The sequence below is a fragment of the Comamonas thiooxydans genome (genome assembly GCF_002157685.2).
GTDB lineage: Bacteria > Pseudomonadota > Gammaproteobacteria > Burkholderiales > Burkholderiaceae_C > Comamonas > Comamonas testosteroni_H.
This window is the reverse complement of record NZ_AP026738.1, coordinates 2,606,136-2,633,081: the sequence shown is the minus strand read 5'-3', so window position 1 is coordinate 2,633,081 and position 26,946 is coordinate 2,606,136. Positions and strand designations below refer to the sequence as shown.

The following is a 26,946-nucleotide window of genomic DNA, read 5'->3' as shown; positions in this document are numbered from 1 at the left end:
AGTGGCCGTGAGCTCCATTTCACTTGCAACACCGAAAGCAGTCACTGGATGATTTGGCGTTCAAATTGAGCGTCTGCTTTGGGGATTCATGCCGACCACGCACTCCCGGCCAGAAGCTGTCGTCCGGTAGGTAGCCGTGAACGGCGGGTCTAGGGTGATCTGGGTCATTCACAGTCCAGTGCCTGAGCGGCAGCAAAGGCCAACAAGAGCTGTCGAGCGCAGCCTGCCCTGAACGGCCGCTTCACCCTCGGGACCGGCCGCTCGATTACGCGGTTTGCCACGCGCTGGCTCGAAGGACCGCTTCTGCGTGCCCCGACACCCGTTGCAGCCTTTGCTCGGCCGCGAGTCTACGTTCGCTCAGTATCGATTGCCGTCGGTCGCTCTTGAGCCTGAATTACAAATATCGCGCACAAAGCAGCTATTGTTTATGTCATGTGCCCTCCTGCAGACGCCCCTTCTCCGACCAGTATCTGGGTGAAGGTCAACTGGCGCCAGTTGGGGCTGTCGATCAGGACCGGCAGGTCGTCTCAGCGGACAACGAGCCTCCATCTTGTACGAACTTCAGTTCATCGTCAGAGGGCCTTCTCAGGTAGTCATATCACCGCTGACCGCCTGGATCTTTTCCCAGACGCGTCCATACTGAGGGACCTCGATATGAAAAATTCTTTCGAACGTATCGGCCAGATGATCGGCGCTCGTGATGCGCTGTTCGCTGATGCTGTCTGCCGTCAAGCTGCACAGGCAATCGTTTTTCAGGCCGACATAGCCATGCTCTGTATGCCGCAGGATCGCCAGCGCGTTTGTAAACGGAGAGCCGGGATCCCTTGTCAGCCAGCTAAGCATGGCCGCGATGGCTGCCTCGTCGCTGTGATCGGGCCGGAAATCGAAACTGCGCGCCATGCCGCGTGTGTGGTTCATGAAACGCAGCCAACCGTCGTCCGTCGGCATGATCGAAAAGTCGAAGCCGCGCTGACTGATCGGCCCAGGAGCAAGCAGTACAGGTTCGACGATGGCATCGGACAAGCCGACCTCGGCGAGATAGGGGCGATCGAGATCAACACGCAGGGTCAGATGGTTACCGATGACGACGTCACCCAGAATTTCACGATTGACACCGCTACACAGGCGGGTCACGCGAAATCCTAGAGCGGCGAGCGCAGCTCCGAACAGACCGTTCATCTCGTAGCACCAGCCTCCGCGCTTACCCTCCACCATTTTGGTGAAGGCAGCGGCTGGTGCGATCGAAGACGGCCATCCCATGAAGGCATCCAGCGCCTCCCAGGTAAAGGTCATGAGATGGGCTCGGTGAAGCTTTGACAGACTGTCGAGGTCGAGAGAAGCCGGCCTATTGACCCCGATCTTTGCGAGATAGGCGTCCAGCTGATCGGACGTCAGGGTCATCCCACTTTGGCATGAAGAGTCGTGCACCATTCTCAGGTTCTCCACTCGTAGATCGTTGCCGATGGCTCCCAGTTATACGCGCCTCACACATGCCAGGCTATAGGGAAAATGGATTCACGCCCGGATTTTGTGTAATTGGTTCAGACCTCAACCATAGATACGGCCTACAAACCATCGCAACCTCTGATATTTGCACGCGTACCAACTAGGTTGCCAGATCAGAATAGCGGCAACCAGCCTGAGGCCGACGCTGGCATCGATCAGCCGGAATTCCGCTACTGGCCGATCTGCGACTGTCGCCGAACGACCCGTTGCAGTCGGTCGTCGGCCATCGTCTTATGTCTGCCTTGCAGCGATTGCCATCATTGATACAACCAAGTCCACCAACCACCACATGACACTCCTCGGCAGCTCGAGCCTGCGAGCAGGATCTCTGCGGGCGCGCGCTCATACCTTGGCGAGGAAGGCCGCCGCATCACCCGCTTCACACTTCCAGTCTGCGAAGACCCCAACCAGATTGCATTCCACGCAGTGGCAAGCGATGTAGTACCAGCGCACGTCATGTGTGCCCTCGTACACGGAGACGCCGGACATCAGCTCGAACACCTCGTTCTCGCACACGCATTCGTGCGCCTCGGGGGCGGCCTCTTCAACGTAGTCCGCGCTGTCGCCCATCAGGTGTTTCTGCCCGCAGTCTGTACAGGTGCGGATTGCCACGCCGGCTTCTTCATCGGTCTGCAGCGCAAAAGTCCGGCACCCGCAATTGCATTTGGACGAGGCAAACCGGACGGCCTCATGGCGATTCGCAACGCTGTAGCTGCGCAGCTCGGCTTGGGTGTCGCCGGACGTCGTCCCATACCAGAACTCGCCCTTCTTCGTTAGTGCCATTGATGCTGTTCCATTCTTCAAGGTGGGCTTCCCGGCAGACCTGACGCCAAGCTTGCCCCGATCATCTGGATTTTGCCTGAAGACATGGTGAATCGTCGTCAAGGGGCCAGGTTGGGGTGGTCTCAGACAAGGGCTACGGAAATCCTTGAATGCCGATTCTCGGAGATTGCAGCCAGAGTCCATCAAGTTCAGCTGCTGATCGCCGCCGACATTCGATGTTGAAGCGCCTACGTCAGCTCTCAGCTTGAAGCATTCGGCCAAGCAGCCTTCGCGAACCGCTGCTCCTGGCCGATCTCCGACTGTCGCAATTCGACCCATTGCTGTCTGTCATCTGCGACGATTTCTAGCCTGCGCGTTTTCGGGCGCGCTCCATTGCGTCCTGCGACGGCATAAAGCCAAGTTTTGCAAAAAATTCGGGCGCTTCAGAGCGAGATGCTCGAAGCATCCAAGTGACTCCCTCATCGCCTGTCACAATTTTTCCCCACTAGGCTTCGGCCACTTCCTCGGCATCGCCACTCAGCTTATTCTGGGTGAATAAAAGCGTAAACACGGGCCTAGCATTCATGCGCCTTCCGCAGCATTATTTGCAGTGACATACCGAACTAAAGTCGTAAACACAATTCAGGTTCAAGATAAACAAACACTTATAAGCACCTACATCCCAAAAGCTTTGGCCACCCTAGCTCCAGCACACGCGGCGTCCTGATGGAGCCTCATAGCGCTGACCTCCCGGCTTTCTGCCCGCAGATTCAGTCGATGTGAGCTTGTCATGGGCGATGGCCTGATGTACTCTCGCAACAGGAGATGACGTTCCTCCTTTAACCGCAGCATGCTCTGTTGCTGATGACGTCTACAGACACCTGACCTCCTGTCGGGGCTGTAGACGTTCGCGTCCACATCTTCTGTCGTTGGTCAGTTCGATTTCCATCGTTCTCATGATCAAATGCACAGACTCAAACGAATCGAACAGTTCCAGCTTCTGCCATACGTGGGCAAGTGGCTCATCATTGCCAGCGTCGTCGCGGCGCTCGCGGGCAGCGCTTCCGCATTTTTCCTGCTGTCGTTGGACCACGCAACCAATTGGCGCATAGCGCACTCATGGATCATCTGGTTTTTGCCCTTGGCCGGCTTCGCTGTGGGCTGGGTCTATCTGCGCTTTGGCAAGCCCGTCGACAGCGGTAACAACCTCATCATTGATGAGATTCACGACCCCAAGAAGGTCGTCCCCCTGAGAATGGCGCCCCTGGTTCTTGGCGGAACGGTGGTTTCGCACTTGTTTGGCGCCTCAGTGGGCCGAGAAGGCACCGCAGTGCAAATGGGTGCGGCCTTGGCTGACCAGTTGACGCACCTGCTTCGCCTTCGCCAAGAGGACCGGCGGATTCTCCTGATGACGGGCATGAGCGCCGGCTTCTCCTCGGTGTTCGGAACACCACTTGCAGGTGCAGTATTCGGGCTGGAGGTGCTGGCCATAGGGCGTATGCGCTACGACGCCTTATTCCCATGTCTGGTCGCCGCCATCGCTGCGGATCAGGTGTGCCTGGCCTGGGGCGTACATCACACGCACTACGCCATTGGTGAAGTCGTGCCGCTTGGGCCGTGGCCTGTGCTCGCGGTCGTCTTGGCAGGAATTCTGTTCGGCATCGTGGGAATGGCGTTCTCCGGACTGACTCACCGAGTGGGCGCATACATGAAGCGTCGTGTGCCCTACGCGCCTATGCGTCCCTTCATTGGCGGCATGGTCATTGCGGTGGTAGTTTGGGTATTGGATGCCTATCAGTACATCGGCCTTGGAATCCCGGAAATATCGAGATCATTCCAGCAGCCAATGCAACCGTGGGACTTCCTTGGCAAGCTGGGCTTTACCGCTATATCGCTTGGGACAGGCTTCAAGGGTGGCGAAGTTACTCCGCTGTTCTACATCGGAGCCACATTGGGGAATGCGCTTGCACCGCTGTTTCACATGCCTTTTGCCATGATGGCGGGCCTTGGATTCGTCGCTGTCTTCGCAGGGGCGGCCAACACACCTATCGCCACCACGTTCATGGCCGTGGAGCTGTTCGGGGCAGAAATTGCACCGCTGGCGGCGATCGCTTGCGTCACAGCCTACCTTTTTTCGGGTCACACCGGCATCTACCACGCGCAGCGCATAGGGCGCAGCAAACACCGGGCCCATCGAGCGATAGCCCCTGAAGATCTGCGCCTGGCCGAGCTCGCAGACTTTAAGCAGCATAAGAAAGCCAGCGGGAATACAGCGACAGACGTCGGCAAGAACGAGATCCAGCCATGACGAGCAAGACCTCGGCTCCCCTTGCAGCGGTGCGCCTATATTTCCCGAGCGGCGCGACCGCTAAGGCAACACGCTTCTGGCATCACCTGAGCGCTCCTGCGCTCTCACGCCATCTCCTGCGAGAAGCAAAGGAAGCGAACATTCTGCAGGTGCTGCAGCACCACGTGAGCGCGGGGTATCTACCTGGTGAAAGGATGTCCCACGTTCATCCTGAGCTCACAAACATGAAGCATCCGCAATGCATCGAGTTGCTCGACAGCGAGGCACGCTTGCGCACTTTCTTGCACGCCCATGCCGAGGAGCTTCACAAAGTTCATGCAGTGATGTTCCTGTGCGAACTGCCCCTGCGACACCGCTGTAAAGCCGGCAAAGCTGGGGGCAAGCCATGAGCACCGCGCTAGCACTGTTGGCTATCAGTGTGGGCGCTGCTATAGGTGCCCTCCTGAGGTATGCGCTAGGCCTTTGGTTGAACGGAGTATTACCCGCCCTGCCAATGGGCACGCTCGCGGCGAATCTGCTGGCGGCCTATATCGTGGGCGTCGCCATCGCTTTTCTGGCGACGGCGCCGGAGCTGTCTCCAAACTGGCGACTGTTCATCATCACGGGCTTGGCCGGCGGCCTGTCTACGTTTTCGACATTCTCTGCAGAGCTGCTCACGCTATTGCGCGATGGCCAGGTAGCCTGGTCCGCTGGCATGGTGGCTCTGCATCTCGGCGGCTCCGTTGCCATGACGGCTCTGGGCATGCTTTCCACCTCGTTGATCCACCAATCATGAATGGAGAAACTGCAATGCAAGGCTATCAACTGACGTTTTTCACCGCGCAGGACAAACGTGTAAACGGCAAGCCCATCGGTGAATGGCTACTGCAATTTGCCCAGCAACATGGTGCTGTAGGTGGAACGCTGGTGGGCGGCGGTGAAGGCTTCGACCACCTGGGCAAGTTTCACTCCGCGCATTTCTTTGAAATCGCAGATCAACCTCTGGCCGTGACTGTTTCCGTCGACGAGAAGGCCTGTGAGGCCTTGATGAATGCCCTCTCAACCCAAGAGGTGAACTTGACGTATGTGAAGGTACCTGTCGAGTTTGGCCGGATCGGCAGAAGCGCGACTTGAACGCTACCACCGAAGGAGTACACATGACGACCAAAATTATCTTGACCCGCCATGGGCATGTGGCGTGGATTGCACCCGAGCGCTTCCGTGGCCGCGCCGAACTCCCACTGTCTCCCTTGGGAGAGAGGCAAGCTAAATTGCTCGGAGAGCATATTGCATCTCGGTGGAAACCCACCGCCGTTTACACCAGCACGCTGTCACGTTGCGTGAACACTGGCGCTTTAGTGAGTGCAACGACTGGTGCACCGGCATTCAAGCTACCCGATTTGGTCGATACAGACTATGGGGCCTGGCAAGGCCTGACCCACGAAGAAGTCCATGGCCGCTGGCCGGAGCAGTTCTATGCTTGGTTCCGCACGCCAAGTATGGCAGCTATTCCTGGAGGCGAAACGCTCGCCCAGGTACTCGCTAGAAGCGTAAGCGCTCTGCAGCATGTCCTGGCCACGCATGCGAATGACACAATCGTGATGGTGGGCCATGACAGCATCAACCGTGTGATCTTGATGCATGCGTTGGGATTGCCGCTTTCGCGTTACTGGCGCATCAAGCAAGAGCCATGCTGTATCAACGAACTGGAGTTCGACGAGGGAGAAGCCACTCTTTTGAGGATCAACGAGACACAGCACCTGCTCGGAGCGTGAGTAAGTCACGCAATGTGATCTTGCCCCATTAAGGCATGTCATCCATTGATCCAGGCGACCATAGCGGCTGAACTATCCGCCCTTGGGCGTCATAGATTGTGTCGGACGAGCACCGTCCGGGCCGCTGTGTTCTTGCGCAGGACATTGACACCGTCCAAATCGGACCCATGCCCCAGTGTGAGGTAAAAGTCCGTCGGACTACCAAGCTGAACAGTATTTCTTCTTCAGACAGCCAATCCAGCAATAAGCGACAGAATTCAGGCAGGGCTTGGCAAGCATGTAACCCAGTCCTTTTGCTCGGCCAAAGCGCGCCAAGAAATGCCCGACCGCCACCCGATTCGCCCGAGTGGCCTGGAGTCGCTGGACTTCATGTTTACGATTTTAGAACTGCTGACCACTGCTCCGCCAACCTGCATGGATGCTAAGCCGTTGTCCGCTTATGGCCGATCTGCGACTGTCGCCGAACGACTGTGGATTCAACCCAGTGCAGACGCTGAGCAACATGGGCCGAGCGACGGCAATGCAGTGATTACGGCTGCTCACACTCACATCACGAATTTTCGCAAACCACCATATGGCAGTCATCCGAGCCATAAGGCAGGGAGCTTCTCAATGGCAGGTTTCTTTGAGTAGTCGGCTGCACCATTCGATAAAAGCTGGAAGTCCGTAGTCACCTTTCATGAAGGCGGTGCGATCCAGTTTCTGACATCAGATTTTTTGATAAATCCCAGCCCGATTCAAAGGAGCCTAAAGCTCTTGTCAAAGGTCGTCTCAACCTCCAGCTTTTGCTTGAGTAACCGTGCTTTCACATAAAAATCTGCGGTGCGCTGCTGGTCAGCAATGACTGCGGCATCAATATCTTGCCAACGCATGGCTCTACGCTCAAATTGCAGAGTTGCTGCAGCCACGGGAATGCCAATGATTTTGGCCAGCGATTGCCCATAAGCATCTGCATTTTTGTAAGACCAGATTTGTGCTCTGGCGACACGCTGTTTGAAGTCCTGCAGGGCTTCACGCTTTTCTTTTAGAGCTACATCGGTTGCAGCCAAAAAGCTCAGGCCACTCCACAACCCTCGTCCATTCACCAGTACGCGTGCATGCTGGCTAGTTTCCGCCAAAGCTGTATATGGCTCCCAAGTTGCCCACGCATCCACCGCGCCTTGTGTCAGCGCCAACTTGGCATCGGCTGGCGGAATGAATTTGAACTGCACGGAGTCCAGTGGCAGCCCTGCAGCATCCAAGGCTTTGAGCGCTACAAAATGTCCGATCGAGCCACGATTCGTGGCAATGCTTTTGCCCTTAAGGTCGTTGACGGATTTGAATGCCGAATCTGGGCGCACCAAAATGGCGGTGCCATAGGCATCAGAGCGCTGTGCGGCAAATGCCTTGGCAGCGCTGCCCGCCGCCAGACTGAACAACAAGGGTGCATCGCCAATAATGCCGAAATCAATGGCCCGGGCATTTAACGCCTCCGCCAAAGGTGCAGCTGCCGGGAACTCACTCCACTTGATGTCATAGGGCAAATCCTTGGTCTCACCTGCCGCATCCAGCAAGGCTTTCAACCCGCCTTTTTGATCGCCTGCGCGCAGTTGCACGCGATTGCCTTGCGCCCCCACACTTGAAGCGCCCAACAAGCTGGAACCCGCAAAAACAGCGCCCAGCACTTGATGGAATTGTCTTCTTTGCATAACCGTCCTCGTGATGTCTGAAATACAAGAACCATTGCAGCAGTCAAGTTGCTTTAGGTGAAGCGATTAATTCGCAGATGCTTATGCGAAAAACGGTGAGACAACTCAGTAGCCTTTGCTGAGATCCACCACATCAAACAGAGCTTGGGAGCTCCGATAACGCTGGAGATTCTCGGCAAACTTGTCCCGGGTCGCAGCTTGCACATCGCCTGCAGCCCAAGAAATATGCGGGGTGAGCCTGACCTTCTCGTGGCCGTAGAGCCAATGGTCTTCTGGCAGGGGTTCAGGCTCGGTCACATCCAGGCTGGCTGCGCCGAGCAGACCTGAATCCAGCGCAACCTTGAGTGCATCCTGGTCTACCAAGCCCCCACGAGCCACATTGATCAGATGCAGGCCCGGCTTGCAATACGCCAATGCATCGGCATTGATCAATCCCCTGCTCTGCGCTGTTAACGGCAAAGCCAACACCACATGGTCACTGCTAGCAAGCAATTGCGACAGGTCTTTGGCATAGGATGTTCCATCCTCAGTCAACTGCGCAGATCCTTTTCCATTGCGCAAAGCCTGCACCGTCATGCCAAATGCTTTTGCACGTTGGGCTACCGCCTTACCTATGGCACCGTAACCCACAATACCCAGTGTTTGCTCTGCAAGCAGCCTCATGGGTTGGGAGATCACCAAAGTCGATTGCCTTTCCCAATCCGCAGCGTTTTTCGCACGGCGCGCATTCAACGCCAAAGACTGCTCCAGCAGTACAGAAAACACGTAGTCGGCAATAGGCTCAGCCGCCACACCACGCGCACAACTGACTTGAACACCCTCAAACAACCAAGCGGGAAAATAATCGATGCCAACCGAAGCCAGATGCACCCAACGCAGGCGCCCAGGCCAGCCTGCCGGCTTTTCTTCAGGGGCATTGCGCCAGCCATTACGTGGAGCCGTCAGCAACACATCGGCCTCGTGACAACGCTCCCAGGCCAAATCTTGGCCCGCATCCAGAACCTGCACACCGGTAGATGCAGACAGAACCGCACTACCCAATTGATTAAGCACGGTGGCCTGGCGCAGCGAAGGTGCCAAGGCGGGTGCGTCTGTCATTGCGCCCATGATCAGATCCCCAGGGCCTTGCGCCCCGCAGCAATCCACACGCTATCGTCTTGTGGCGTGTGAATACGACCGCACAGCACGTCACGCCAATGGCGCTCCAAGGGGTTATGCCGTGTCAGCCCATGGTTGCTGGTCAGCGACTGGGCCAGCTCCACCGCCTGCACTGCATTATTGGTAGTCACGCTCTTGATCAGCCCTGCTTCGTTCGCGGATGGAAATACACCATCGTCCAGGCCTCTGGCCAGTCCAGCGATCAAGCGCTGATTTGTCAGCAACAGGCTTTCTATACGGCCAACGACTTCTTGGGCACGCGGCAAGGTCGCCAAAGAAGCCCCTAAAGAAGACGGTTTGCGTGCATGCAAGAAACCCAGCAACCAATCACGTGCGGCCTCGGCCACACCCGTATAAAGCGCAGAGATCAGCACGGCAATCTCTGCCTGCGCCTGGGGATCAGCACCAAGCCATTCGGCCGGAAGACGCAAATCCACTGCATTCTCGAAAGGCACCAGCACATCTTCAAACACGACATCATGACTACCACTGGCGCGCAATCCCAGGTGGTCCCAGGTCTCTTCAATACATGTACCGGCCAGCCCCGCTGGAACCAGCAAATAGCCTACTCTAGGCTCGGTCTCATCGGTGCGCACCCATAGTGCGTACCAGCTCAGAATCGGAGCACCTGTTGAGTACAGCTTGCGCCCCGAGACTCGCCACCCCTGCGGCGTCTGGCGTGCAATGGTGGCAGGCAGACCTCCACGCGCAGGAGACCCCAACTCAGGCTCCACACGCAAGGCGTTGATCAACGCACCTTTCTCAGCGGCCTCACGCACTACTTTTTGTGCCAAAGCCTTGGGCCAACGATTACCCACGCGCCCCAAACTGCGGTGCTGAGTGAACTGCATGATCAGCACCAGTGCCGTAGCAGGATCGCCCTTACCAATCGCTCCAATCACATCACTGAGCTGCGCCAGTGTGGCCCCCTGCCCACCAAGCGAGATGGGCGCAGCCAAGGTCAGCAAGCCCGCTTGATGCAGATCCGAGAAATTCTCAAAAGGAAAGCTCGCATCCCTATCATGCGCGGCCGCACGCTGCGCAAAATCAGCTGACAGACTGCGCACCAGCTCGGGTAATTTCAATGGCGCGTTCATTGCAGCACCTCCGGCTGCTCACGCACAATAACGGCTGCCAAATCGCGGAAGGTGTGATGAGCACCACCAGGGCCACCAACTTGCGAATGCGTCAATGCAGCAATCTCGTGCGGTATGGGTTGCGGTGTGCCTGCCGCTTCTGCAAGCAACTGTGTGTGGCAAACATTCTCTAGTGCGATATACCACCAAGCCGCAGCTTCGATCGATGGACCCGCTGTCAAGATACCGTGATTCTTGAGAATTACCGCCTTGCGCTCTCCCAGCACCTTGGCAATGCGTTCGCCCTCATCGGTCTCAAGCACCACCCCGGAATAATCGTCAAACAGCGCATGATCCTGGTAGAACGCGCATGAATCCTGCGTCAACGGGTCTAGCAAGCGCCCCAAGGTGGACCATGCCTTGCCATAGGTGGAATGGGTGTGCGCCGCAGCCACGATATTGGGGCGCGCCTCATGCAGGGCTGCATGAATCGCAAACGCTGCACGGTTCAGCGGCCCTTTGCCCACCACAATTTCTCCCGCAGAGTTGACTAACAATAAATCCGAAACACGGATTTGCGAGAAGTTGATGCCTAATGGATTGACCCAGAAATGGTCACTCCACTCAGGGTCACGGGCCGTAATATGGCCGGCCAGGCCTATATGCAAGCCGTGGCGTGCGAACAATCGAAAAGCAATTGCAAGTTGCTCACGACGATATTGACGTTCTTGCAGGATGCCGCGCTGCGGCGCAGGCTCTTCAAACCAGTCTTGTCGACGGGGGTGGGCGTTAATCTCCAGTCGCTGACTGAGCACTTGCTCGGACAAGGCAATAACAGTAGACATAGACAATTCGATTTCTTCAAAAAGAGTTTCAAGCCGCCAGGGCTTGCAAGGCTGGCGATGAATGGGTGACCGCAACGCTCACCCGTTTGCTGCTTGCAAGCTTGTCCTTCACCAGAGGCAGCAGCTCACGCCCATAGGCCAAGGTATCTGGCAAAGGATCAAAGCCTCGAATCAAGAAGGTGTGAATACCCAAGTCGTAGTACTTGATCAGCGCATCGGCCACTTGCTCGGCCGTGCCCACCAGCGATGTGGTGTTGGAGCGCCCACCTGTTTCACGGGCAATCGCCGTCCATAGGCGCTCATCCACACGGTCGCCGTTGGCGGCATCGGCCAACAAACGACGTGCGCCCTCGCTTTGCTGCGGGCCACCACGGGCATAGCTTTGTTCGGAACGCAAGTGCCTTGTAGTCTCAAGAATATGCTGTGCACGATCCCAGGCTTCGGCTTCCGTCGCGCCCAGAATAGGTCGGAACGAGATACTGAAATCGATCTCACGTTTGTGGAGCGCTGCAGCGGCTCTTACACGCTGCACCAGATCACCCGCCTGAGCCAAAGACTCGCCCCACAGTGCATAGAGATTGGCATGGCGACCTGCAACCTCCAGCGCAGGTGCTGAAGCTCCGCCAAAGTAGATCGGAATATGAGGTTGCTGCAAAGGCTTGACTTCAGACCACACACCCTTGGCGCGGTAGTAGCGCCCTTCGTGATCAAACGGTTTGTCTTCGCCCCAAACACGGCGCAGCAAACCCAGGTACTCATCGGTTCGCGCATAGCGCTCGTCATGACTCAAGAAGTCGCCATCACGCTGCTGGTCTTCATCGGAGCCGCCCGAGATGATGTGCACCGCAACCCGACCACCGGTGTAGTGGTCCAGAGTCGCCAACTGGCGAGCCGCCAACGTAGGTGCGACAAAGCCTGGGCGATGTGCCAGCAGAAAGTCAATATTTTTTGTTGCAGCTGCGGCATAGTTGACCGTCAGCAACGTATCTGGACTGCTGCCGCTGGCAGGCACCAGAATACGGTCAAAGCCCGCGTACTCGTGGGCCTGAGCAGATGCCCGAACATAAGCGGGATCTATGGCAGGACCGTGTCTGGCAATGATTTCCGATACTTCATGGGGCTGAATCATGCCGATGAACTGAGCGCTCATGTGTATTCCTTGTTAGTTGATCATTGACCTCCACCATAGGTCGAACGCCTAAATCAACCAACGAAGAAAAACGAGTTTTCACATTCGCTTTTCGCATGTGAAACCTGAGGCACAACTCAGTGAGAGAAGCCCGCAACCACCGCGCGAACGGGCTCGGCATCCATACGGCGTATCAGAGCCTGCAAGCCGTCAGCCTCGCTAGCAGGCTTGCTGATCTGGAGGGCATCCGCCGTGCGACACACCAGATCATCTTCACTCCAGCCGGAACTACCAGGCTTGGATTGCGCGCGCAGCCAACCTTGTCTATCCACCAGAATCTGATACCCGCCCAACTGGCCATCCTCCACACCCAGCAAGATGCTCAAAGCACGGCGCATCTCTGCACTATCGCTTGTGCAATCTATGCCTTGCGTCGCGCCCACCGACACCGTCACCATCCGCGGGTCTTCTCTGACCATGGTGTCCCCTGCAAAGACCAGGCGCACGGTCTGCCCGCGCAAGGCATCCAGGCGTTGACTGCTTGGACCACGCCCTGCACATCTCACGGCCTCATCTGGCAAAGCCACAGGAAACTCCCAAACGCCTTCACGCTTAAGAGACTGCCCCGCCGCTTGCACACGAACAAAGCCCAAGACCATCCAGATCTGCTCATCCGTCATTAATGCATCGGCAGCAGGCATGGTTGCAGCGCCATGCCTGTCTGTCATGCCATGGCGAACACTCCAGAACAGCTCACCCTCAAATCGTCGCCACAAGATGGATCGATTCAAAGTAGGTGGCCATATCGCTTGCTTATCGGCCTCCAATCCATCGCCGTCACCCAACGCACCATGGCAACGCAAGCAATGTGCTTGATAAAGCTGCCGCCCTTGCATCACTGCACTGGCGGTAAAAGGCACGGCGCTGGCGTGAAACGCGGTGGGGACGGTGGGCGTCAACAGCAAACGCCATATAGGCCATGGCGTGAGCAGAGCGATCAAGATCGCCAGAGCCCCAAGCACCAGCAGCCTGCGTGGCCTCTTTCGCCACCACAGTGCCACAGCCAGAATCAGCAGCAATGCAGCAATGACCAGTGCAGCCCACACCACGCGCGCAGCCTGACCGCGATCAAAAAGAAGCTGCTCTGCCGCCAACCTATGGCTGAATGGCCAAGAGCTGACCCCCAATATTTCCAGGAAAGCTGCCAGGCCAAGTTGGGCCTGGTGCAAGACCCATAAAAGGGTCTTGACTCCATCATCCGTCATACCAACCTATTCAAGCTCTGCTCGCCATTACCAAATTCTCAAGTTACCAGCTTGCATCCAGACCCAGCAGCTTGAGGGCTTCGTGACGCAGCTCCGTCAGTTTTGGATGGCTACGGTGGCGCGGATAGGGCAGATCGTTGTGCAAAACGGCTTTGACCCGTGCTGGTCGATCTGAAAGCACCACGATGCGCTGCGCAAGGAATAGCGCCTCTTCCACATCATGGGTTACCAGCAGCGCAGAGAAGCCTTTGCGCTGCCACAGCTGCACAATTTCCGTCTGCATACCGAGTCTCGTCAAGGAGTCAAGCTTGCCCAGCGGTTCATCGAGTATCAACAACTCAGGATCATTGACCAAGGCTCGTGCCAAAGCCGCACGCTGCGCCATACCGCCAGACAATTGATGCGGGAAAGCCTGCGCAAAATCCTGCAACCCCACCAAAGACAAAGCCTGATCAACCCTTGCGGCATGGGTCTTCTGCAACCTTCTGGCCTGCAAACCTAGCAATACGTTGTCACGCACAGTGCGCCAGGGGAACAACGTGGGATCTTGAAACACCAACAGGCGTGAAGGATCTGGATCTTCAATCTGCTGGCTGTTGTGACGTATCTCACCCGTCGTAGGCGTATCCAGGCCAGCCACCAAACGCAGCAGGCTCGATTTGCCGCAGCCGCTAGGGCCCAAGAGGGCCACAAACTCGCCAGGAGCAATATCTAAAGAAAAATCATCCAGCACCTGCAAGCGCTTGTCGCCGTCACCAAACCAGTGGTTGACCGCCTCGATTTGCACATGCGCGCCCGCTCGCACCGTGGATGCTTCGGCCTGCGTGACTTCTGCAACTCGCCCTACCATTTCACCACTCCTTTTTGCCAGCGCAGCACGCGGTCACGAACCAAAAATAGCAAGCTAATCAGGCCCGAGAACAGCAGTGCCATCACAATCAGCGCCCCATACATGTTGGGATAGGCTGCCCAGCCCTGCGCCCAGGTCAGATACCAACCCAAGCCCGACTTCACTCCCAGCATCTCAGCTGCAACCAAGGTGGAAAACGCTGCGCCCAACCCCATGAACAGGCCCACAAACACCTGAGGCAAGGCAGCAGGCACCGCCACACGCAAGATCAAAAACCACTGCGATGCCCCCATGGTTCGCGCCACGTCATAAAAATTCTTGTTCACACTGGCAATGCCAGACCATGTCAGCACAGCCACAGGGAAACCTGTTCCTAACGCGATCAAAAACACCGCAGTGGACCAACTGGATGGGAAGAAGAAAAACGAGACAGGAAGCAAAGCCGTGGTGGGGATGGGCCCCAGAACTCGCAGCACAGGGTGAATCCAGTAGCTGGCCTGACGCGACCAGCCAATCCATACCCCAACCAGAAAGCCCGTCCACGCACCGCACACAATTCCTGCGGACAACAGCACCAAAGAGTTGCCGGTACTGTCCAGCAGCTTGGCTGCGTCCGTTGTAAAAACTTCGATCAGGCTTTGAGGTGGTGCAAAAAATGGCGTTGGTAAGCTGGCCAATTTGGCGGTCACAATTTCCCACACAGTCAAACCTGCACCCAACGCCACCAACCAAGGCCCCAGTGCTTTAACCCGCTTTGTGACGGGAATACCAATCAAAGGGGTCATCGCTTGCAGCAACGCGACCAGCGCCACAACTGCAGCAGCACATCCAAACTCCGTGGTGTAGGCCCAATCGCTAAAGCCGACCTCTGCGTTGGACCAGAGCAAGGTCACTGCAGATAGAACTCCCCAGGACACCGCAGCCGACAACCCAACCAACCACAAAGCCTGGATTGATCTACGTGTTCGAGGCACTGACAACGGAGACTTAACCTCGAGAGAGTGCTCCAGCGTTGCAGAAATATTCACCGCACTCATAGCCTTCTCCTCAGGTCAGTACATCCACGTGAACATGGGTCGCAAAGCGAGCGGCATCCGTTGTGGGTTTCAGCACCCCAACGGTTTTGAAATCACGTGCGTAGAATTCAATTTCCTGGCGCAAAGCCTGGCCCTGCGGATGATGCTTGTGTGTCAATGTAGCCAGCACCGCACGCAAGTCAGCCTCTGACACCTTCGAATAGGCGCTGTAGATGCGAGCCGTTTCCGCAGGGTAATTGGCCACAAAATCAGATGCTTCGTTGATTGCTCTGACCAAAGAGGCGACCACCGGTTTTTCGTTTCGCACCAGCTTGCCTGTCACACCCACCACGCAGCAAGTCTTGGTCGCATATTCACCGCTCAAATTGGTCGCCAGCTCCACCAGGCCCTTGGTGCGACGCTCAATGATGGCGAGATTCGGGTCTCCGTCAGCAATTGCGTGGGCTTCACCTTTTTCCACCGCCACACCCAGCATGTCGCCGGGGAACTGACGCCAGTTCACATCCTTTTCAGGATCCAGCCCAGCCTTGAGAAGCAGAATCGAGAAGAAATTCTTACCGGGACTATTCAGGTCTGAAACAGCAATCGTCTTGCCCTTGAGCGCTTTGAGCGTGGTGACACCGGCAGGTTGAAATCCCACCAAGCGCACGCAGCCGCCATGGCTACTGCCGACCAGCTTGACATCAAAACCGGACTCCAAGGGCTTGAGCCAGCGATGAATCATGCCCAGGCCACCATCGGCCTTGCCTGTGGCAATGGATTCCAACAGCTGATCGGTAGATCCGCTGAAGTTAATCAGCTCAACATTCAGACCATGCTTTTCAAAAATACCGCGTTCTATGGCCACCGGCGCTGGCGAAAGACAAACCGCACCCATATTCCAGGCCAGTTTGAGGTTACGCGCGGGTGGAGCAGCCAAAACCTGGTTTGCCCCCAAGCCCACCAAGCCCAAAGCTCCCGCTGCAGACGCTGTGCGCAAAAATGCACGACGCCCCAAGCCATTACCCTCGCCCAGCTGTGCTGGATCCAATGCCACCATGACCAATCCCCTTATGTTGCCAAGCTTGCATTGAACCCAAGAGACCCCTGGTACGCCAACGAAGAAAAACGAAGATCCTTATGCGAAAGTATTCGGCCAGCAGGGCCACGCTTCTGCTGCAATCGGCTCAGACTTCACTTTTCGTAAACGAAAGCCATGACGACAAGCCACAACCCTGCAAGACTGCGCCGCTTTCTCGCGCAATTCACCCAGCTAGTCCACGAAGCTCCTGAAGAAACCTCGCTACTGAAGCGCGGCAAGGTGCTGCTGCACAACCTAGTGCAGCACGATGACTGGCTACCAGATGCCTATGCCCAGCCCTCACCAGAGCGTTACCAGCAGTACCTGCTGTATGCAGATCCGCTTGAGCGCTTTTCCGTTGTGAGCTTTGTATGGGGACCCGGTCAGAAAACGCCGGTGCACAACCATACGGTATGGGGTTTGATCGGCTTGCTGCGCGGCGGGGAGAAGTCCCAAGGCTTTGCGCAAAACACTGAAAGGCAATGGCAGCCTCAGGGTGCCGCTCATGTGCTTTCACAGGGCGACGTGGAAGCCGTTTCTCCCACCATCGGTGATGTGCACCAGGTCAGCAATCTCTTTGAAGACCAAACCTCCATCAGCATCCATGTCTATGGGGCCAATATCGGCGCAGTCCACCGTTCTGTCTTCACAGAAGATGGCAAGGAAAAAGCCTTTATCTCTGGCTACAGCAACACCACGCTGCCCAACATCTGGGACAGATCGCGCGAAACCGAATCGCACGCGGCCACCTCTCATTGATTTCACTGACTTTTCTTTCTCACGCTCCATGACTCAACCTATTTCCTACACCACGACCGCTCAAGTCCGTGAAGCTTTGCTTGCCAAGCGCGAAATCGCCTTGCTTGATGTGCGCGAAGAAGATCCGTTTGCGCAAGGCCACCCGCTGTTTGCCGCCAACCTTCCACTGGGCCGACTAGAGCTGGATGCGCGCTGGCGCATTCCCCGCCCCAATACCCAGATCGTGGTCTATGACAACGGTGAAGGGCTTGCTGAAATTGCTGCACAGCGTCTGCAAGCCCAAGGCTTTACCCAGGTCAGTCTGCTGCAAGGCGGATTGCAAGGTTGGCGCGATGCAGGCGGCGAAATCTTTATCGACGTCAACGTCCCCAGCAAGTCTTTTGGCGAACTGGTGGAGTCCGAGCGTCACACGCCCTCTTTGCCCGCCCCCGAAGTCAAGGCCTTGCTGGATCAAAAAGCCGATGTCGTGGTGCTGGATGCTCGCCGCTTTGACGAGTACCAAACCATGAACATCCCGGGCAGCAGCAGCGTGCCAGGTGCTGAACTGGTCTTGCGCGCCCGTGAACTGGCGCCCAACCCGACGACACGCATCATCGTGAACTGCGCGGGCCGCACGCGCAGCATTATTGGCACCCAGTCGCTCGTCAACGCAGGTCTGCCAAATCCTATTTCCGCTTTGCGCAATGGCACGATTGGCTGGACGCTGGCAGGCCAGACCCTGGAGCATGGTGCAGATCGCCGCGCACCAGCCACAGTCTCTGCAGAGCACAAAGCTGCTGCTGCCAAACAAGCCCGCGACGTGGCAGACAAAGCCGGCGTACAGCGCGCTGTGCCCAGCGATATTGCCAACTGGCAGAAAGAAGTGGATCGCACCACTTACCTGCTCGATGTCAGAAGCCCCGAGGAATTTACGGCAGGCCATCTCTCTGGCTTTCGCAGCGCGCCCGGTGGTCAACTGGTGCAAGAAACCGATGTCTCTGCACCGGTACGTGGCGCTCGCATCGTGCTGGCTGACGATGATGGCGTGCGTGCCAATATGACGGCCTCTTGGCTGGCCCAGATGGGCTGGAATGTGTATGTGCTTGACGGTCTGAGCAGTGCTGACTTTTCAGACAGCAGCCCGGTGGCGCATAATCTGCCAGCGCCCACGGCGCCCGTGACCTGGATCAAGCCCCAAGCATTGGCTGATGCAATTGCCAAAGCACCTAAAGACAGCATTGCTGTGGTGGACCTGACCACCAGCGCCAACCATGTGCGCCGCCATATCCCCGGTGCCTGGTTTGCGCTGCGAACCGACCTCCAACAAGCACTGAGCCGCATTCCCAAGGCTGATCGCTATGTGCTGACCTGCGGTAGCAGCTTGTTGGCCAAATACGCGGTGCAAGAGTTTGCCGAGGCCACCGGCGCAACCGTTGAGGTACTGGAGGGAGGCAACCAGGCTTGGGCCGATACAGGCCTGCCCGTTGAAGCCGGTGAGCAACGCCTTGCCAGCCCCCGCGTCGATCGCTATCGCCGGCCCTATGAAGGCACAGACAACGCCCATGAAGCCATGCAGGCCTATTTGGACTGGGAGTTTGGTCTAGTGGAACAACTGGGCCGCGATGGTACCCATGGTTTCAAAGTGATCTGAACTGTCTTACGCTCACCCACAAAAAAGGCAGCTCGCAAGCTGCCTTTTTTAATCTATACCGAACACTCAAACCACTGCTGTTTCTGGTTGACTCTGCGTTGTTTGAGTCTCTTTCACCTCTTGAGCCAAGCGCTTGACCGTATTGCGGTTCACGGGCACATCCAGCCCCAGGTTGCCGCGGAAGGTATCAGCCTCATAAGCTTCGCGCCAAATACCGCGCTGCTTGAGCAAAGGCACAACCAGCTCAACAAAGTCTTTCAGCGACGTATTAGGCAAAGCTTCAAAGAAGTTAAAGCCGTCTGCGCCTTCGTTGTTGAACCAGCGCTCAATTTCATTGGCCACATGCTCGGCCGTACCGACAAACACCGTCTTTGGCGTAGCGAACCACTGCGCCACCTCACGCAAAGTCCAGTCATTTTCACGGGCAATCTTTTTGATGTGATCGCTGGCGGCCTGCTGGCTGTTGCGTCCAATGTCACCCAAATCAGGGAAGGGTTCATCCAGCGGATAGACCGAGAAGTCATGGTCATTGAAAGGCCGGGCCAAAGCAGCCAAGGCATTCTCAATAGGCACGAGGCTCGCTGCAATGCGATACTTTTCTTGCGCTTCCTCCTCAGTGCGTCCTACGATGGGGCGAATGCCAGGCAAGAGCAACACCTTGCTCGGGTCACGCCCAAACTTTGCCACCTTGGCTTTTACGTCTCGGTAATAGGCTTGAGCCTGCTCCAGCGAGTCGGCGTGAAAAAAGATCGCATCAGAGCGTGAGGCGGCAAAGTTTTTACCGTCCTCAGAGGCTCCAGCCTGAAAAATCACCGGCTGGCCTTGCCGTGAACGTGCAATATTGAGCGGCCCTTCCACCGAGAAAAACTCACCCTTGTGATCCAAACGGTGTAGCTTCTTCCTGTCAAAGAATTGGCCCGTAGCCTTGTTGCGCACCAGTGCATCGTCTTCCCACGAGTCCCACAGACCTTGCACCACATCCAGATGTTCGCCCGCTAGGCGGTAGCGCACATCATGAGCGTAGTGCTCATTGCGACTGTAGTTGCGCGCACTGCCATCCAGCCAAGAAGTCACCACATTCCAGCCCGCACGGCCACCGCTGATATGGTCTAGCGAAGCCAATTGGCGCGCCACCGTAAACGGCTCGCTATAGCTGGCTGTAATGGTGGCAACCAACCCGATATGAGAGGTGGCCCCCGCCAGTGCAGAAAGAATCGTCAACGGTTCAAAGCGGTTGAGATAGTGTGGACTGGAGCGCTCAGTGATGTGCACGCTATCGGCCACAAACAGAAATTCGAAACCCGCTTTTTCTGCCAGCCGTGCCTGCTCTCGATAGAAGCCGAAATTCACGCTGCCATCGGTCAGTGCCGCCTCATGGCGCCAGTCTCCCCAACCCGCCCCCACACCATGCAGAACAAAACCGGCCTTAAGTTGTCGTTTGCTCATCTTGCTTCCCCTCCCTCAGGCTGTACCGCCTAAATATCGATTGAATGTTTTGTCCCACAGCGGCCGCACATCGGCCGAACCTTCCAGCACCCCCATGGACTGAAAGGCTTCGGCTACGCGCTGGTGACTTAAAACGGCCTTGTCGCTTACCGCCTGAACACTGCTGTTCTGGCTGCGGTTGTTATAGATTTCGACCAAGTCACCCACCGGCACGCGCGTTTGTGCAGACTGGGCCTTGGCGTAGTCCAGAAAGTTGGCATTGCTCCAGACATAGGCTTTTTGCAGGCGCTGCAGCAAATCAGCCAGGGCAGCTTGGCGTTGCAGGTCTTGCACCGCCTTTGGATTGGCATAAATCAGAAAATTGCCCGACAGATAACCCACCGCCGTTTTGAGAATGCGTGCACCATGACGTGTACGGGCCAGTTGGCCGTTGTAGCCATAGATGGCCCAGGCATCGATATCGCCGCGCGCAAAAGCCGACAGTCCATCTGCGGGCGAGAGATTGACGGGTTTGATATCGTCAAAACTCAGCCCGGCTTCCTTGAGCTGTTGATACAGATACAGATGCGAGGTGGTACCGCGCACATAACCCACGCGCTTGCCACGCAGATCTGCCACCTTGTAAATGGCCGAGTCTTTTTGCGCCAGCGTGGCCTGGTTGTTCAAGTCTTCGTGATAGACCGCAACCACTTTGACCGAGGCCTTGGCCTTCGCGGCAAACACAGCTGGTATCTCGCTGCCAGAGCCAAAATCCAGCGCATCGGCGTTGATGCCTTCAATGTGCTGCACGCCAGAGTTGAACTCTTTCCAGTCAATCTGATACGGCGTTTGCGCCAGGCCTGCGGCCTCCAGCAAAGTTTTGTGGCCGCCTTTATAGGTGGCCGCACGCAAAGTCACACCACGCAAATTGCTTTGCGCATTGCCGATGGATGGCAAAGCCGCAGCCAGCGATAAAGCTCCAGCGCTTTGCAGCATGCGCCTTCTTGAGGGCGAAAGCGAGGAAGGGGAATATGGTTCCATAAGGCAGTTCACGATGAGGAATCGGCGCTGCCTGAAGTTCAAGGCCAGCGAAATCGTGTCCTGACTCTAGAAGCTGTTTCGTGGTGCGTTAAGGAAGAAAAACAGATATGGATATACCTCGTGCAATACCTGCCTAGCATTTGGCCTCTTGAAAGAACATCCTCCTCGACAGCTTTGAGGTGTTGGACAGGCCTGCACTAAAGGCCCTGATGCAATGACGCTGGTGGGCTATTCAGCAGTCATTGGCATTTCCTAGTCGAACGGCTGTAACCAGCCTGAAGCTGTAGTTCGGAGGTGCACTATGGGTGTCTGCTCATAGCGGGCAGCAGCAGTTCCTGAACCTCGCTGACAGCTGACTTCTGCGGCTAAGCTCGCGTATCGGGGTGTCTGCTTCCTGGCGCATGCCTGCGCTCACACTATCGGCCAGGAGCGGTCATTCACAACTGAGATGATCTTTCCCGACGGAAATCACTTTGCAAAAATCATGCTTATAGCCGCATGACATGCCTGCTATGCAAAAATTCCCAAATCAGACTAAGCCCCTGCGCTTGAGAGATCCGGTTTGCCGTGAAGTTAAGCAATAACTGCTTATAAGGAAATGCCGCTATGAATGCCTCGAACAGAATTCTGGTTTCCGCTGGGCTCAGCGCCCTCTTGTTGATTGCCAATGGTGCCCATGCTCAAGTACCCTCCGCCCTAGCCGATCTTGTCGGTGCTCGCGGAAGCTCTGGAGAAACGCAGATGGAAGCCCGGGGATATCAGTTCATCAAGGCAAATACCGTGCGTGGTGAGAAGTGGGCTTTTTGGTGGAGTTCGCAGCAGCGCGAATGCGTGCAGATCGCGACATCAGATGGGCGCTACAGTGCAATTCAAACGGTCCCCTCAGCGAACTGTGGCCAGCCTGGCAATCAGGGCGCTACGGCATACAACCGTCAGGACGAACAGCGTGGAGAAGTTCCTAGCCTAACGCTTGTCTGCTATGGCGAAGGTCGTAAACCTTCCGTGGAGTCACATTCGGGATATCGCTGGAACTCCAGGCGTGACCGCTATGAGCCCATCAGTGAGGTCACCAACGGAACGCAGGATTTTGACTCTGAAGTTCAGGTAGAAATCGCTGGGCAGCGCGGACGCATTCACCTCTCTGGCAAGCTAATCGCCCCTATTCATTCCGGTGGTAGCAATAACTGGTGGGATTTGGAAGAACTACAGGTAAATCGCGACCGCATCACCGGAAGGTATGTGATGAATGGGCTCAATAAACCCAAGGTCGACATCGACCGACGCTCCGGACGAATTCACATTGACGGAATCGAGCACTATCGAGGCGATTGCGATGAAGGTGGCTGGGCTGACAGCCATCGCCGCTTCTAACCTGCCAATCAGTATTGGGCTGGAAGTGCAGCCAATAGCAACGCCAGCCCAAATAAAGCCCAGTCATTGAGAATATGGGCGCCTGCAGAGACCCAAAGATTCTTAGTCCATAGGTAGGCTACGCTCAAGACGAGGCGTGCTGTACCAATCACGACGAAGCTTTGAACGACGTTCCAGTTGTATGTTGGAAGATGGAGTGCCCCGAACATTAGGGCTGAAAGCAGCCAGGCAAGCACAATGGCTGTTCTGCGGCTCAAACCGAGGGCACTATGAAACAGCGTCAAGAGTGCCAGCAACGGCAACATTGTGAGCAGCTCCTCCCCAAGAAGTTGAGGAATTGTCTTCAGAAAGAAAAGCTCCTGATCGGCCACGCTCCGGGTTGCCATGGCCTTGAACACGGGATTCGAATCAGCACCATGGAGCTTCATCACGAGCACTCCCACGGCGAAACTGATGACGAGATTCAGTAAGGCGATGAGAACCATCACGCCGACATCTCGCCGACTGATGCGAAGGAAAAGAGCCTTCCAATGCTTGGGCGTAGCTACCGCAAGTGCCACCAACGGGATCAACACGAATAACGTCGCAGGAACGAATTGACCCCAACGATCCTGAAACCCGGGAACCGGAGCAATGAGCACCGCGAAGCCCAGCGCAGTGCCAGCCAGAACGAGGCACCATTGCCAGCCGGAAAGCCGCGCTGGTAAACCGTTGTAGTAAGGAAAATCGTTTGCTCTTCTCATGCAGGGATTCCTTGGCTACAGCACCGGCAGCCATATGCTGAGTAATTGTCTCAAATGAGGTTCAGGAGTCTGGTTAACCTTCTTGATGGACCTCGTCCGCCTTCAATGACTGTTCCAGGTCGAGAACGCCAATTCAACTCATGCAATAGCTGTCACTAGGAGCCCGTCGCAGTCCTGTGACCGCTTTGAGATGCAGAGCTGACATGCAAGGACCAATCAGTGCAATGACTGGTTTGGGCAGCAACAGTCATTGACCTTGCAACCTGGCTCTAGGCATCGCCGAACAACAGATCGCCTTCCCTGTGCCCCGGCACTGCCCGATCCTCGATGCACAGCCTGGACGCTCGCTGATGGGCACGGCATCAACGATCCGTCCATGAATGGGCGTTTTCTGGGTGTAGTGGCGTGAGCGACGCATCCCCCTTGTGCGCCGCAAATGCTCCAAACGTTCTTTCTTCAAAGCCCCGCGTGCTTGAACGAGGAGCGCGCGGTAGATGGCTTCGTGCGACACCTTCTCGATCTGACCCACGCACTAGCCCTAGCCTGCTGCTTTCTTGTGCAGCGGTGCCCATCGCACAAGCCCGCACGTCCACAAGAGCCATCGCAATGACAATTGCCGATGGCTCGTTGGCGTCCACGTAGAGCGCATCGCTTGTATCAGTCCTTGCTGACGCACCACATACCACCAGCATGGTTGTGGGCCATGCCAACACTCCATCCTCCCCTGCTCTGGCCGCTGTACGACAGCGCGTGCCATCAGGGCCAACCTAGCGCAGCAACCCAAATATCTTCCAGTGCCTCTAATCTTTACTGGAAAGGGCAATCGTTTTCCCTAAATTTATCAATCCTACTCAAAATTACGTTTGACTCCATGAGTTTTTTGTTTTTAAAGTAAAGGCAATCGATTGCCCAAATGAGGATCTTATGCTTACACAATCAGGTCTAGCCACCAACCCGCAAGCGCTGCTGACAGCAGTACTCAACGCCAACTCCCAAACAGCTAACCCGAGACTGAAGGAAATACTGGATAGGGGCATCCGCCATCTCCATGCCTTTGCTGTCGAAGCAGACCTCACCCCTGCCGAGCTGGAAGTGGGGCTGGACTTTTTGGTCGCCATTGGACAAGCCAGTGGTCCCAAGAAGCACGAAGGAATTCTGTTGGCCGACATCCTGGGACTGGCGACATTGGTGCAGCTCCATGACGCACGTCATGCTCTGGAAGCTGGCGGAACAGAGCCCGCACTGATCGGCCCTTTCTGGCGTGCCAACCAACCTGTACGCAAGAACGGTGAATGCATTTCCTGCAGTGATACACCGGGTCCGCGCCTGACGGTCAACGGCCGTGTGCTATCGCTGGATGGATCGCCTATCACTGGAGCACGGGTGGAGACCTGGCAAGCCTCGCCCAAGGGGCTTTATGAAAACCAAGATGAATCCCAGCCTCGCATGAACCTGCGCGGCTGCTTCGAGACCGATCAAGACGGTCGCTTCTCTTTTGAAAGCGTGCGCCCGGCAGGCTATCCCGTGCCCGTGGACGGCCCATGCGGAGAGCTGCTGGCAGCGCAAGGCCGGCACACCATGCGCCCCGCCCACCTGCACTTCTTGGTGGTAGCGCCTGGTCACAAGGTGCTAGCCACACAGTTTTTCGACGCCGAAGACCCGCATGCAGACGACGACGTCGTGTTCGGCGCTGTCGGATCCTTGCTCAGGCATTTCGAACCTGCGGGCCCCAATCACTACAGGCTGGATGTGGATCTACGGCTAGAGCCCGGTGAAACACGCATCCCCAAATGCCCCATTCCCTAATTCACACCCAAAAACCTCAACATGACTTCTAGCTTTACCCCTCTTGACCGGCTCGACGACCAAGTAGCCGTTATTACCGGAGGTACGGGCGCTATTGGCGCAGCAACCGCACGACGCCTCGCCGCGCTCGGCGCCCGCGTAGTAGTTCTGCATCGCGGAACCAGCGACAAAGCCCAGCCTCTGCTGCAAACCCTGACTGGCCACGGACATGGTGCCGTGACGGCCTCAGTCACCGACAGTACACAGCTTGAAAACGCCGCTCAGATTGTCAAGCGCAGCTTCGGGCCTGCTCGCATTCTCGTCAACTGTGCAGGCCACACCCAGCCTGTGCCAGCTGGCAATCTACAAGCCTTGAGCGACGAACTGATTGATGACATGTTCGCCTCCAACTGGCGCGGCACGTTTGCTGCGATCCGGGCCTTCGCCCCTCAGTTGCAGGCTGGCGACGACGGGTTGATTGTCAATGTCTCGTCGATTGCAGGCATGACCGGTCTAGGCAGCAATCTAGCCTATGCCGCAGCCAAAGCAGGCATTGATGCGCTGACCAAGGGTCTGGCCAAAACACTGGCTCCCAAGGTCCGTGTACTTGCTGTGTCACCTGGCGTGGTGGATAGCAGCTTTGTCGCAGGACGCGATGCCAACTTCAACGCCAAAGTCGGAGCCACTATTGCGTTGCAACGCGTAGGCACTCCGGACGATGTGGCCGCGGTCATCCAGGCCTGCTGCACTAGCTTGCGATATGCCACAGGCAGCATCTTCGTGGCCGACGGCGGCCGTCACCTTTAAGACTCTCCGGAGACTGCCATGAGCCAACCAACCATCCTGACCTGCGCGGTCACGGGCAACCTCACTACACCCGAGCAGACCGCCTATCTGCCCATCACCCCAGAGCAGATCTCCATCGCCTGCATCGAGGCCCACGATGCCGGCGCTGCAGCCGTGCACATCCACGTGCGCGACCCGAAAACCGGCAAGCCATCAATGGACCTGACGCACTATGCCGAGGTCGTGCAGACTTTGCGCCGGGAGCGCCCACTGCTCATCATCAATCTGACCACCGGCCCTGGCGGTCGCTACATTCCCTGCTCCGACGATCCCAAGATGTTTGCGCCCGGCACCTCGCTGTTGCCGCCGGAAAAGCGCGTGGAGCACATCACGGCCTTGCAGCCGGACATCTGCTCTCTGGACCTCAACACCATGAACTCCGGTGAGCAAGTGGTGATGAACACTCCAGCCAACGTCCGGCGTATGGCCAAAGTCATCCGCGACGCCGGCTGCGTGCCCGAACTGGAGTGCTTTGATACCGGCGACCTGGTCCTGGCACAGCACTTGATGACCGACGGCACCTTGCAAGGCCCTGGCCTGTTCAGCTTTGTGATGGGTGTGCGCTATTCGCTGCCGTTCACGACGCAAGCCTTGCAGCTCGGTCTATCTCTGATTCCACCGCAGGCGCAATGGACCGCCTTCGCAGTCGGCCGCCATGCATTTCAGTGCGTAGCTCAAGCCTGCCTGTTGGGTGGAAATGTACGTATCGGTCTCGAAGACACGATCTACATCGACAAGGGCCAGCTGGCCAAGAGCAACGCCGAGCTTGTGGCCAAGGCCCGACGCATTGTCGAAGACCTCGGCGGCAGCTTGGCCACCAGCGAACAAGCGCGCCAACGCTGGGGTCTGCGCCCCACGAACCAGCACCTCATCCGCTAAATCGACATCTCCCCCATTTCATACAGAGG

25 protein-coding genes, 1 pseudogene and 1 riboswitch are annotated in these 26,946 nt (G+C 56.7%); of the genes and pseudogenes, 11 read left to right on the top strand and 15 right to left on the bottom strand.

The window, feature by feature from the left end:
- Positions 1-585: 585 nt before the first annotated feature.
- Together CTR2_RS12130 and CTR2_RS12125 are read right to left on the bottom strand one after the other, a co-directional pair.
- A complete protein-coding gene (locus tag CTR2_RS12130) occupies positions 586-1,431 on the bottom strand; it encodes an arylamine N-acetyltransferase family protein (RefSeq protein WP_087083792.1) in 846 nt (281 codons plus the stop codon).
- A 417-nt stretch (positions 1,432-1,848) separates the two neighbouring features.
- Complete coding sequence (locus tag CTR2_RS12125) at positions 1,849-2,289, bottom strand: hypothetical protein (protein ID WP_087083794.1); 441 nt, start codon at positions 2,287-2,289, stop codon at positions 1,849-1,851.
- A gap of 791 nt (positions 2,290-3,080) precedes the next feature.
- Positions 3,081-3,149, top strand: a riboswitch (Fluoride riboswitch).
- Positions 3,150-3,232: 83 nt separating this feature from the next.
- Here CTR2_RS12125 and CTR2_RS12120 point away from each other — a divergent pair.
- The 5 genes from CTR2_RS12120 to CTR2_RS12100 are packed head-to-tail and all read left to right on the top strand — an operon-like array spanning position 3,233 to position 6,330.
- Positions 3,233-4,576, top strand: a complete 1,344-nt coding sequence (locus tag CTR2_RS12120) for a voltage-gated chloride channel family protein (RefSeq protein WP_087083796.1) — start codon at positions 3,233-3,235, stop codon at positions 4,574-4,576.
- On the top strand, positions 4,573-4,965 hold the full coding sequence (locus CTR2_RS12115) for a putative PII-like signaling protein (RefSeq protein ID WP_087083798.1): 393 nt from the start codon (positions 4,573-4,575) through the stop codon (positions 4,963-4,965). The genes CTR2_RS12120 and CTR2_RS12115 overlap by 4 nt, the downstream gene beginning before the upstream one ends.
- On the top strand, positions 4,962-5,351 hold the full coding sequence (gene crcB, locus CTR2_RS12110) for a fluoride efflux transporter CrcB (RefSeq protein ID WP_087083800.1): 390 nt from the start codon (positions 4,962-4,964) through the stop codon (positions 5,349-5,351). The genes CTR2_RS12115 and crcB overlap by 4 nt, the downstream gene beginning before the upstream one ends.
- Before the next feature lie 14 nt (positions 5,352-5,365).
- A complete protein-coding gene (locus CTR2_RS12105) occupies positions 5,366-5,689 on the top strand; it encodes a DUF190 domain-containing protein (protein ID WP_087083802.1) in 324 nt (107 codons plus the stop codon).
- Between the two features lie 23 nt (positions 5,690-5,712).
- Positions 5,713-6,330: a histidine phosphatase family protein gene (locus CTR2_RS12100; RefSeq protein ID WP_087083804.1), complete on the top strand. Its 618-nt coding sequence runs from the start codon at positions 5,713-5,715 to the stop codon at positions 6,328-6,330.
- 737 nt (positions 6,331-7,067) lie between these two features.
- Here CTR2_RS12100 and CTR2_RS12095 read toward each other — a convergent pair.
- From CTR2_RS12095 to CTR2_RS12055, 9 genes are all read right to left on the bottom strand, one after another.
- Positions 7,068-8,018: an ABC transporter substrate-binding protein gene (locus CTR2_RS12095; protein ID WP_087083806.1), complete on the bottom strand. Its 951-nt coding sequence runs from the start codon at positions 8,016-8,018 to the stop codon at positions 7,068-7,070.
- Between the two features lie 105 nt (positions 8,019-8,123).
- Entirely contained in the window at positions 8,124-9,125 is a 1,002-nt protein-coding gene (locus CTR2_RS12090) for a D-isomer specific 2-hydroxyacid dehydrogenase family protein (protein WP_254913369.1), read from the bottom strand.
- 2 nt (positions 9,126-9,127) lie between these two features.
- Positions 9,128-10,273, bottom strand: a complete 1,146-nt coding sequence (locus CTR2_RS12085; RefSeq protein ID WP_087083808.1) for an acyl-CoA dehydrogenase family protein — start codon at positions 10,271-10,273, stop codon at positions 9,128-9,130.
- Positions 10,270-11,097, bottom strand: coding sequence for a class II aldolase/adducin family protein (locus CTR2_RS12080; RefSeq protein WP_087083810.1), 828 nt, complete (start codon positions 11,095-11,097; stop codon positions 10,270-10,272). Before CTR2_RS12080 ends, CTR2_RS12085 begins: the two co-directional genes overlap by 4 nt.
- Before the next feature lie 28 nt (positions 11,098-11,125).
- On the bottom strand, positions 11,126-12,247 hold the full coding sequence (locus tag CTR2_RS12075) for an LLM class flavin-dependent oxidoreductase (protein WP_087083812.1): 1,122 nt from the start codon (positions 12,245-12,247) through the stop codon (positions 11,126-11,128).
- 116 nt (positions 12,248-12,363) lie between these two features.
- On the bottom strand, positions 12,364-13,491 hold the full coding sequence (locus tag CTR2_RS12070; RefSeq protein WP_087083814.1) for a c-type cytochrome: 1,128 nt from the start codon (positions 13,489-13,491) through the stop codon (positions 12,364-12,366).
- Between the two features lie 43 nt (positions 13,492-13,534).
- On the bottom strand, positions 13,535-14,341 hold the full coding sequence (locus CTR2_RS12065) for an ABC transporter ATP-binding protein (protein ID WP_087083816.1): 807 nt from the start codon (positions 14,339-14,341) through the stop codon (positions 13,535-13,537).
- Positions 14,335-15,378 (bottom strand): ABC transporter permease, encoded by a 1,044-nt coding sequence (locus CTR2_RS12060; protein WP_087083818.1) that lies wholly within the window; start codon positions 15,376-15,378, stop codon positions 14,335-14,337. The genes CTR2_RS12065 and CTR2_RS12060 overlap by 7 nt, the downstream gene beginning before the upstream one ends.
- Before the next feature lie 10 nt (positions 15,379-15,388).
- Positions 15,389-16,417, bottom strand: coding sequence for an ABC transporter substrate-binding protein (locus tag CTR2_RS12055; protein WP_087083820.1), 1,029 nt, complete (start codon positions 16,415-16,417; stop codon positions 15,389-15,391).
- A gap of 156 nt (positions 16,418-16,573) precedes the next feature.
- Between CTR2_RS12055 and CTR2_RS12050 the strand changes: the two genes are divergently transcribed.
- A complete protein-coding gene (locus tag CTR2_RS12050) occupies positions 16,574-17,197 on the top strand; it encodes a cysteine dioxygenase family protein (protein WP_087083822.1) in 624 nt (207 codons plus the stop codon).
- A gap of 28 nt (positions 17,198-17,225) precedes the next feature.
- Positions 17,226-18,827: a rhodanese homology domain-containing protein gene (locus tag CTR2_RS12045; protein ID WP_087083824.1), complete on the top strand. Its 1,602-nt coding sequence runs from the start codon at positions 17,226-17,228 to the stop codon at positions 18,825-18,827.
- A 66-nt stretch (positions 18,828-18,893) separates the two neighbouring features.
- Here CTR2_RS12045 and CTR2_RS12040 read toward each other — a convergent pair whose 3' ends face one another.
- Positions 18,894-20,273, bottom strand: coding sequence for an LLM class flavin-dependent oxidoreductase (locus CTR2_RS12040; RefSeq protein WP_087083826.1), 1,380 nt, complete (start codon positions 20,271-20,273; stop codon positions 18,894-18,896).
- A 15-nt stretch (positions 20,274-20,288) separates the two neighbouring features.
- Positions 20,289-21,248, bottom strand: coding sequence for an ABC transporter substrate-binding protein (locus CTR2_RS12035; RefSeq protein ID WP_087083828.1), 960 nt, complete (start codon positions 21,246-21,248; stop codon positions 20,289-20,291).
- Between the two features lie 651 nt (positions 21,249-21,899).
- On the opposite strand from CTR2_RS12035, the gene CTR2_RS12030 reads away from it, so the two are divergent.
- On the top strand, positions 21,900-22,664 hold the full coding sequence (locus tag CTR2_RS12030) for a hypothetical protein (protein WP_176391663.1): 765 nt from the start codon (positions 21,900-21,902) through the stop codon (positions 22,662-22,664).
- Positions 22,665-22,672: 8 nt separating this feature from the next.
- Here CTR2_RS12030 and CTR2_RS12025 read toward each other — a convergent pair whose 3' ends face one another.
- Both CTR2_RS12025 and CTR2_RS12020 read right to left on the bottom strand, forming a co-directional pair.
- A complete protein-coding gene (locus tag CTR2_RS12025) occupies positions 22,673-23,407 on the bottom strand; it encodes a CPBP family intramembrane glutamic endopeptidase (protein WP_087083830.1) in 735 nt (244 codons plus the stop codon).
- Between the two features lie 278 nt (positions 23,408-23,685).
- Positions 23,686-23,918, bottom strand: a pseudogene (locus tag CTR2_RS12020) (IS30 family transposase); the annotation flags it as partial.
- A 413-nt stretch (positions 23,919-24,331) separates the two neighbouring features.
- On the opposite strand from CTR2_RS12020, the gene CTR2_RS12015 reads away from it, so the two are divergent.
- From CTR2_RS12015 to CTR2_RS12005, 3 genes are read left to right on the top strand one after another with little or no spacing between them, the layout of a single operon-like run.
- Positions 24,332-25,213, top strand: a complete 882-nt coding sequence (locus CTR2_RS12015) for a dioxygenase family protein (protein ID WP_087083832.1) — start codon at positions 24,332-24,334, stop codon at positions 25,211-25,213.
- Positions 25,214-25,234: 21 nt separating this feature from the next.
- A complete protein-coding gene (locus tag CTR2_RS12010; RefSeq protein WP_087083834.1) occupies positions 25,235-25,999 on the top strand; it encodes an SDR family NAD(P)-dependent oxidoreductase in 765 nt (254 codons plus the stop codon).
- Positions 26,000-26,017: 18 nt separating this feature from the next.
- On the top strand, positions 26,018-26,917 hold the full coding sequence (locus CTR2_RS12005; RefSeq protein WP_087083836.1) for a beta-keto acid cleavage family enzyme: 900 nt from the start codon (positions 26,018-26,020) through the stop codon (positions 26,915-26,917).
- Positions 26,918-26,946 lie beyond the last annotated feature (29 nt).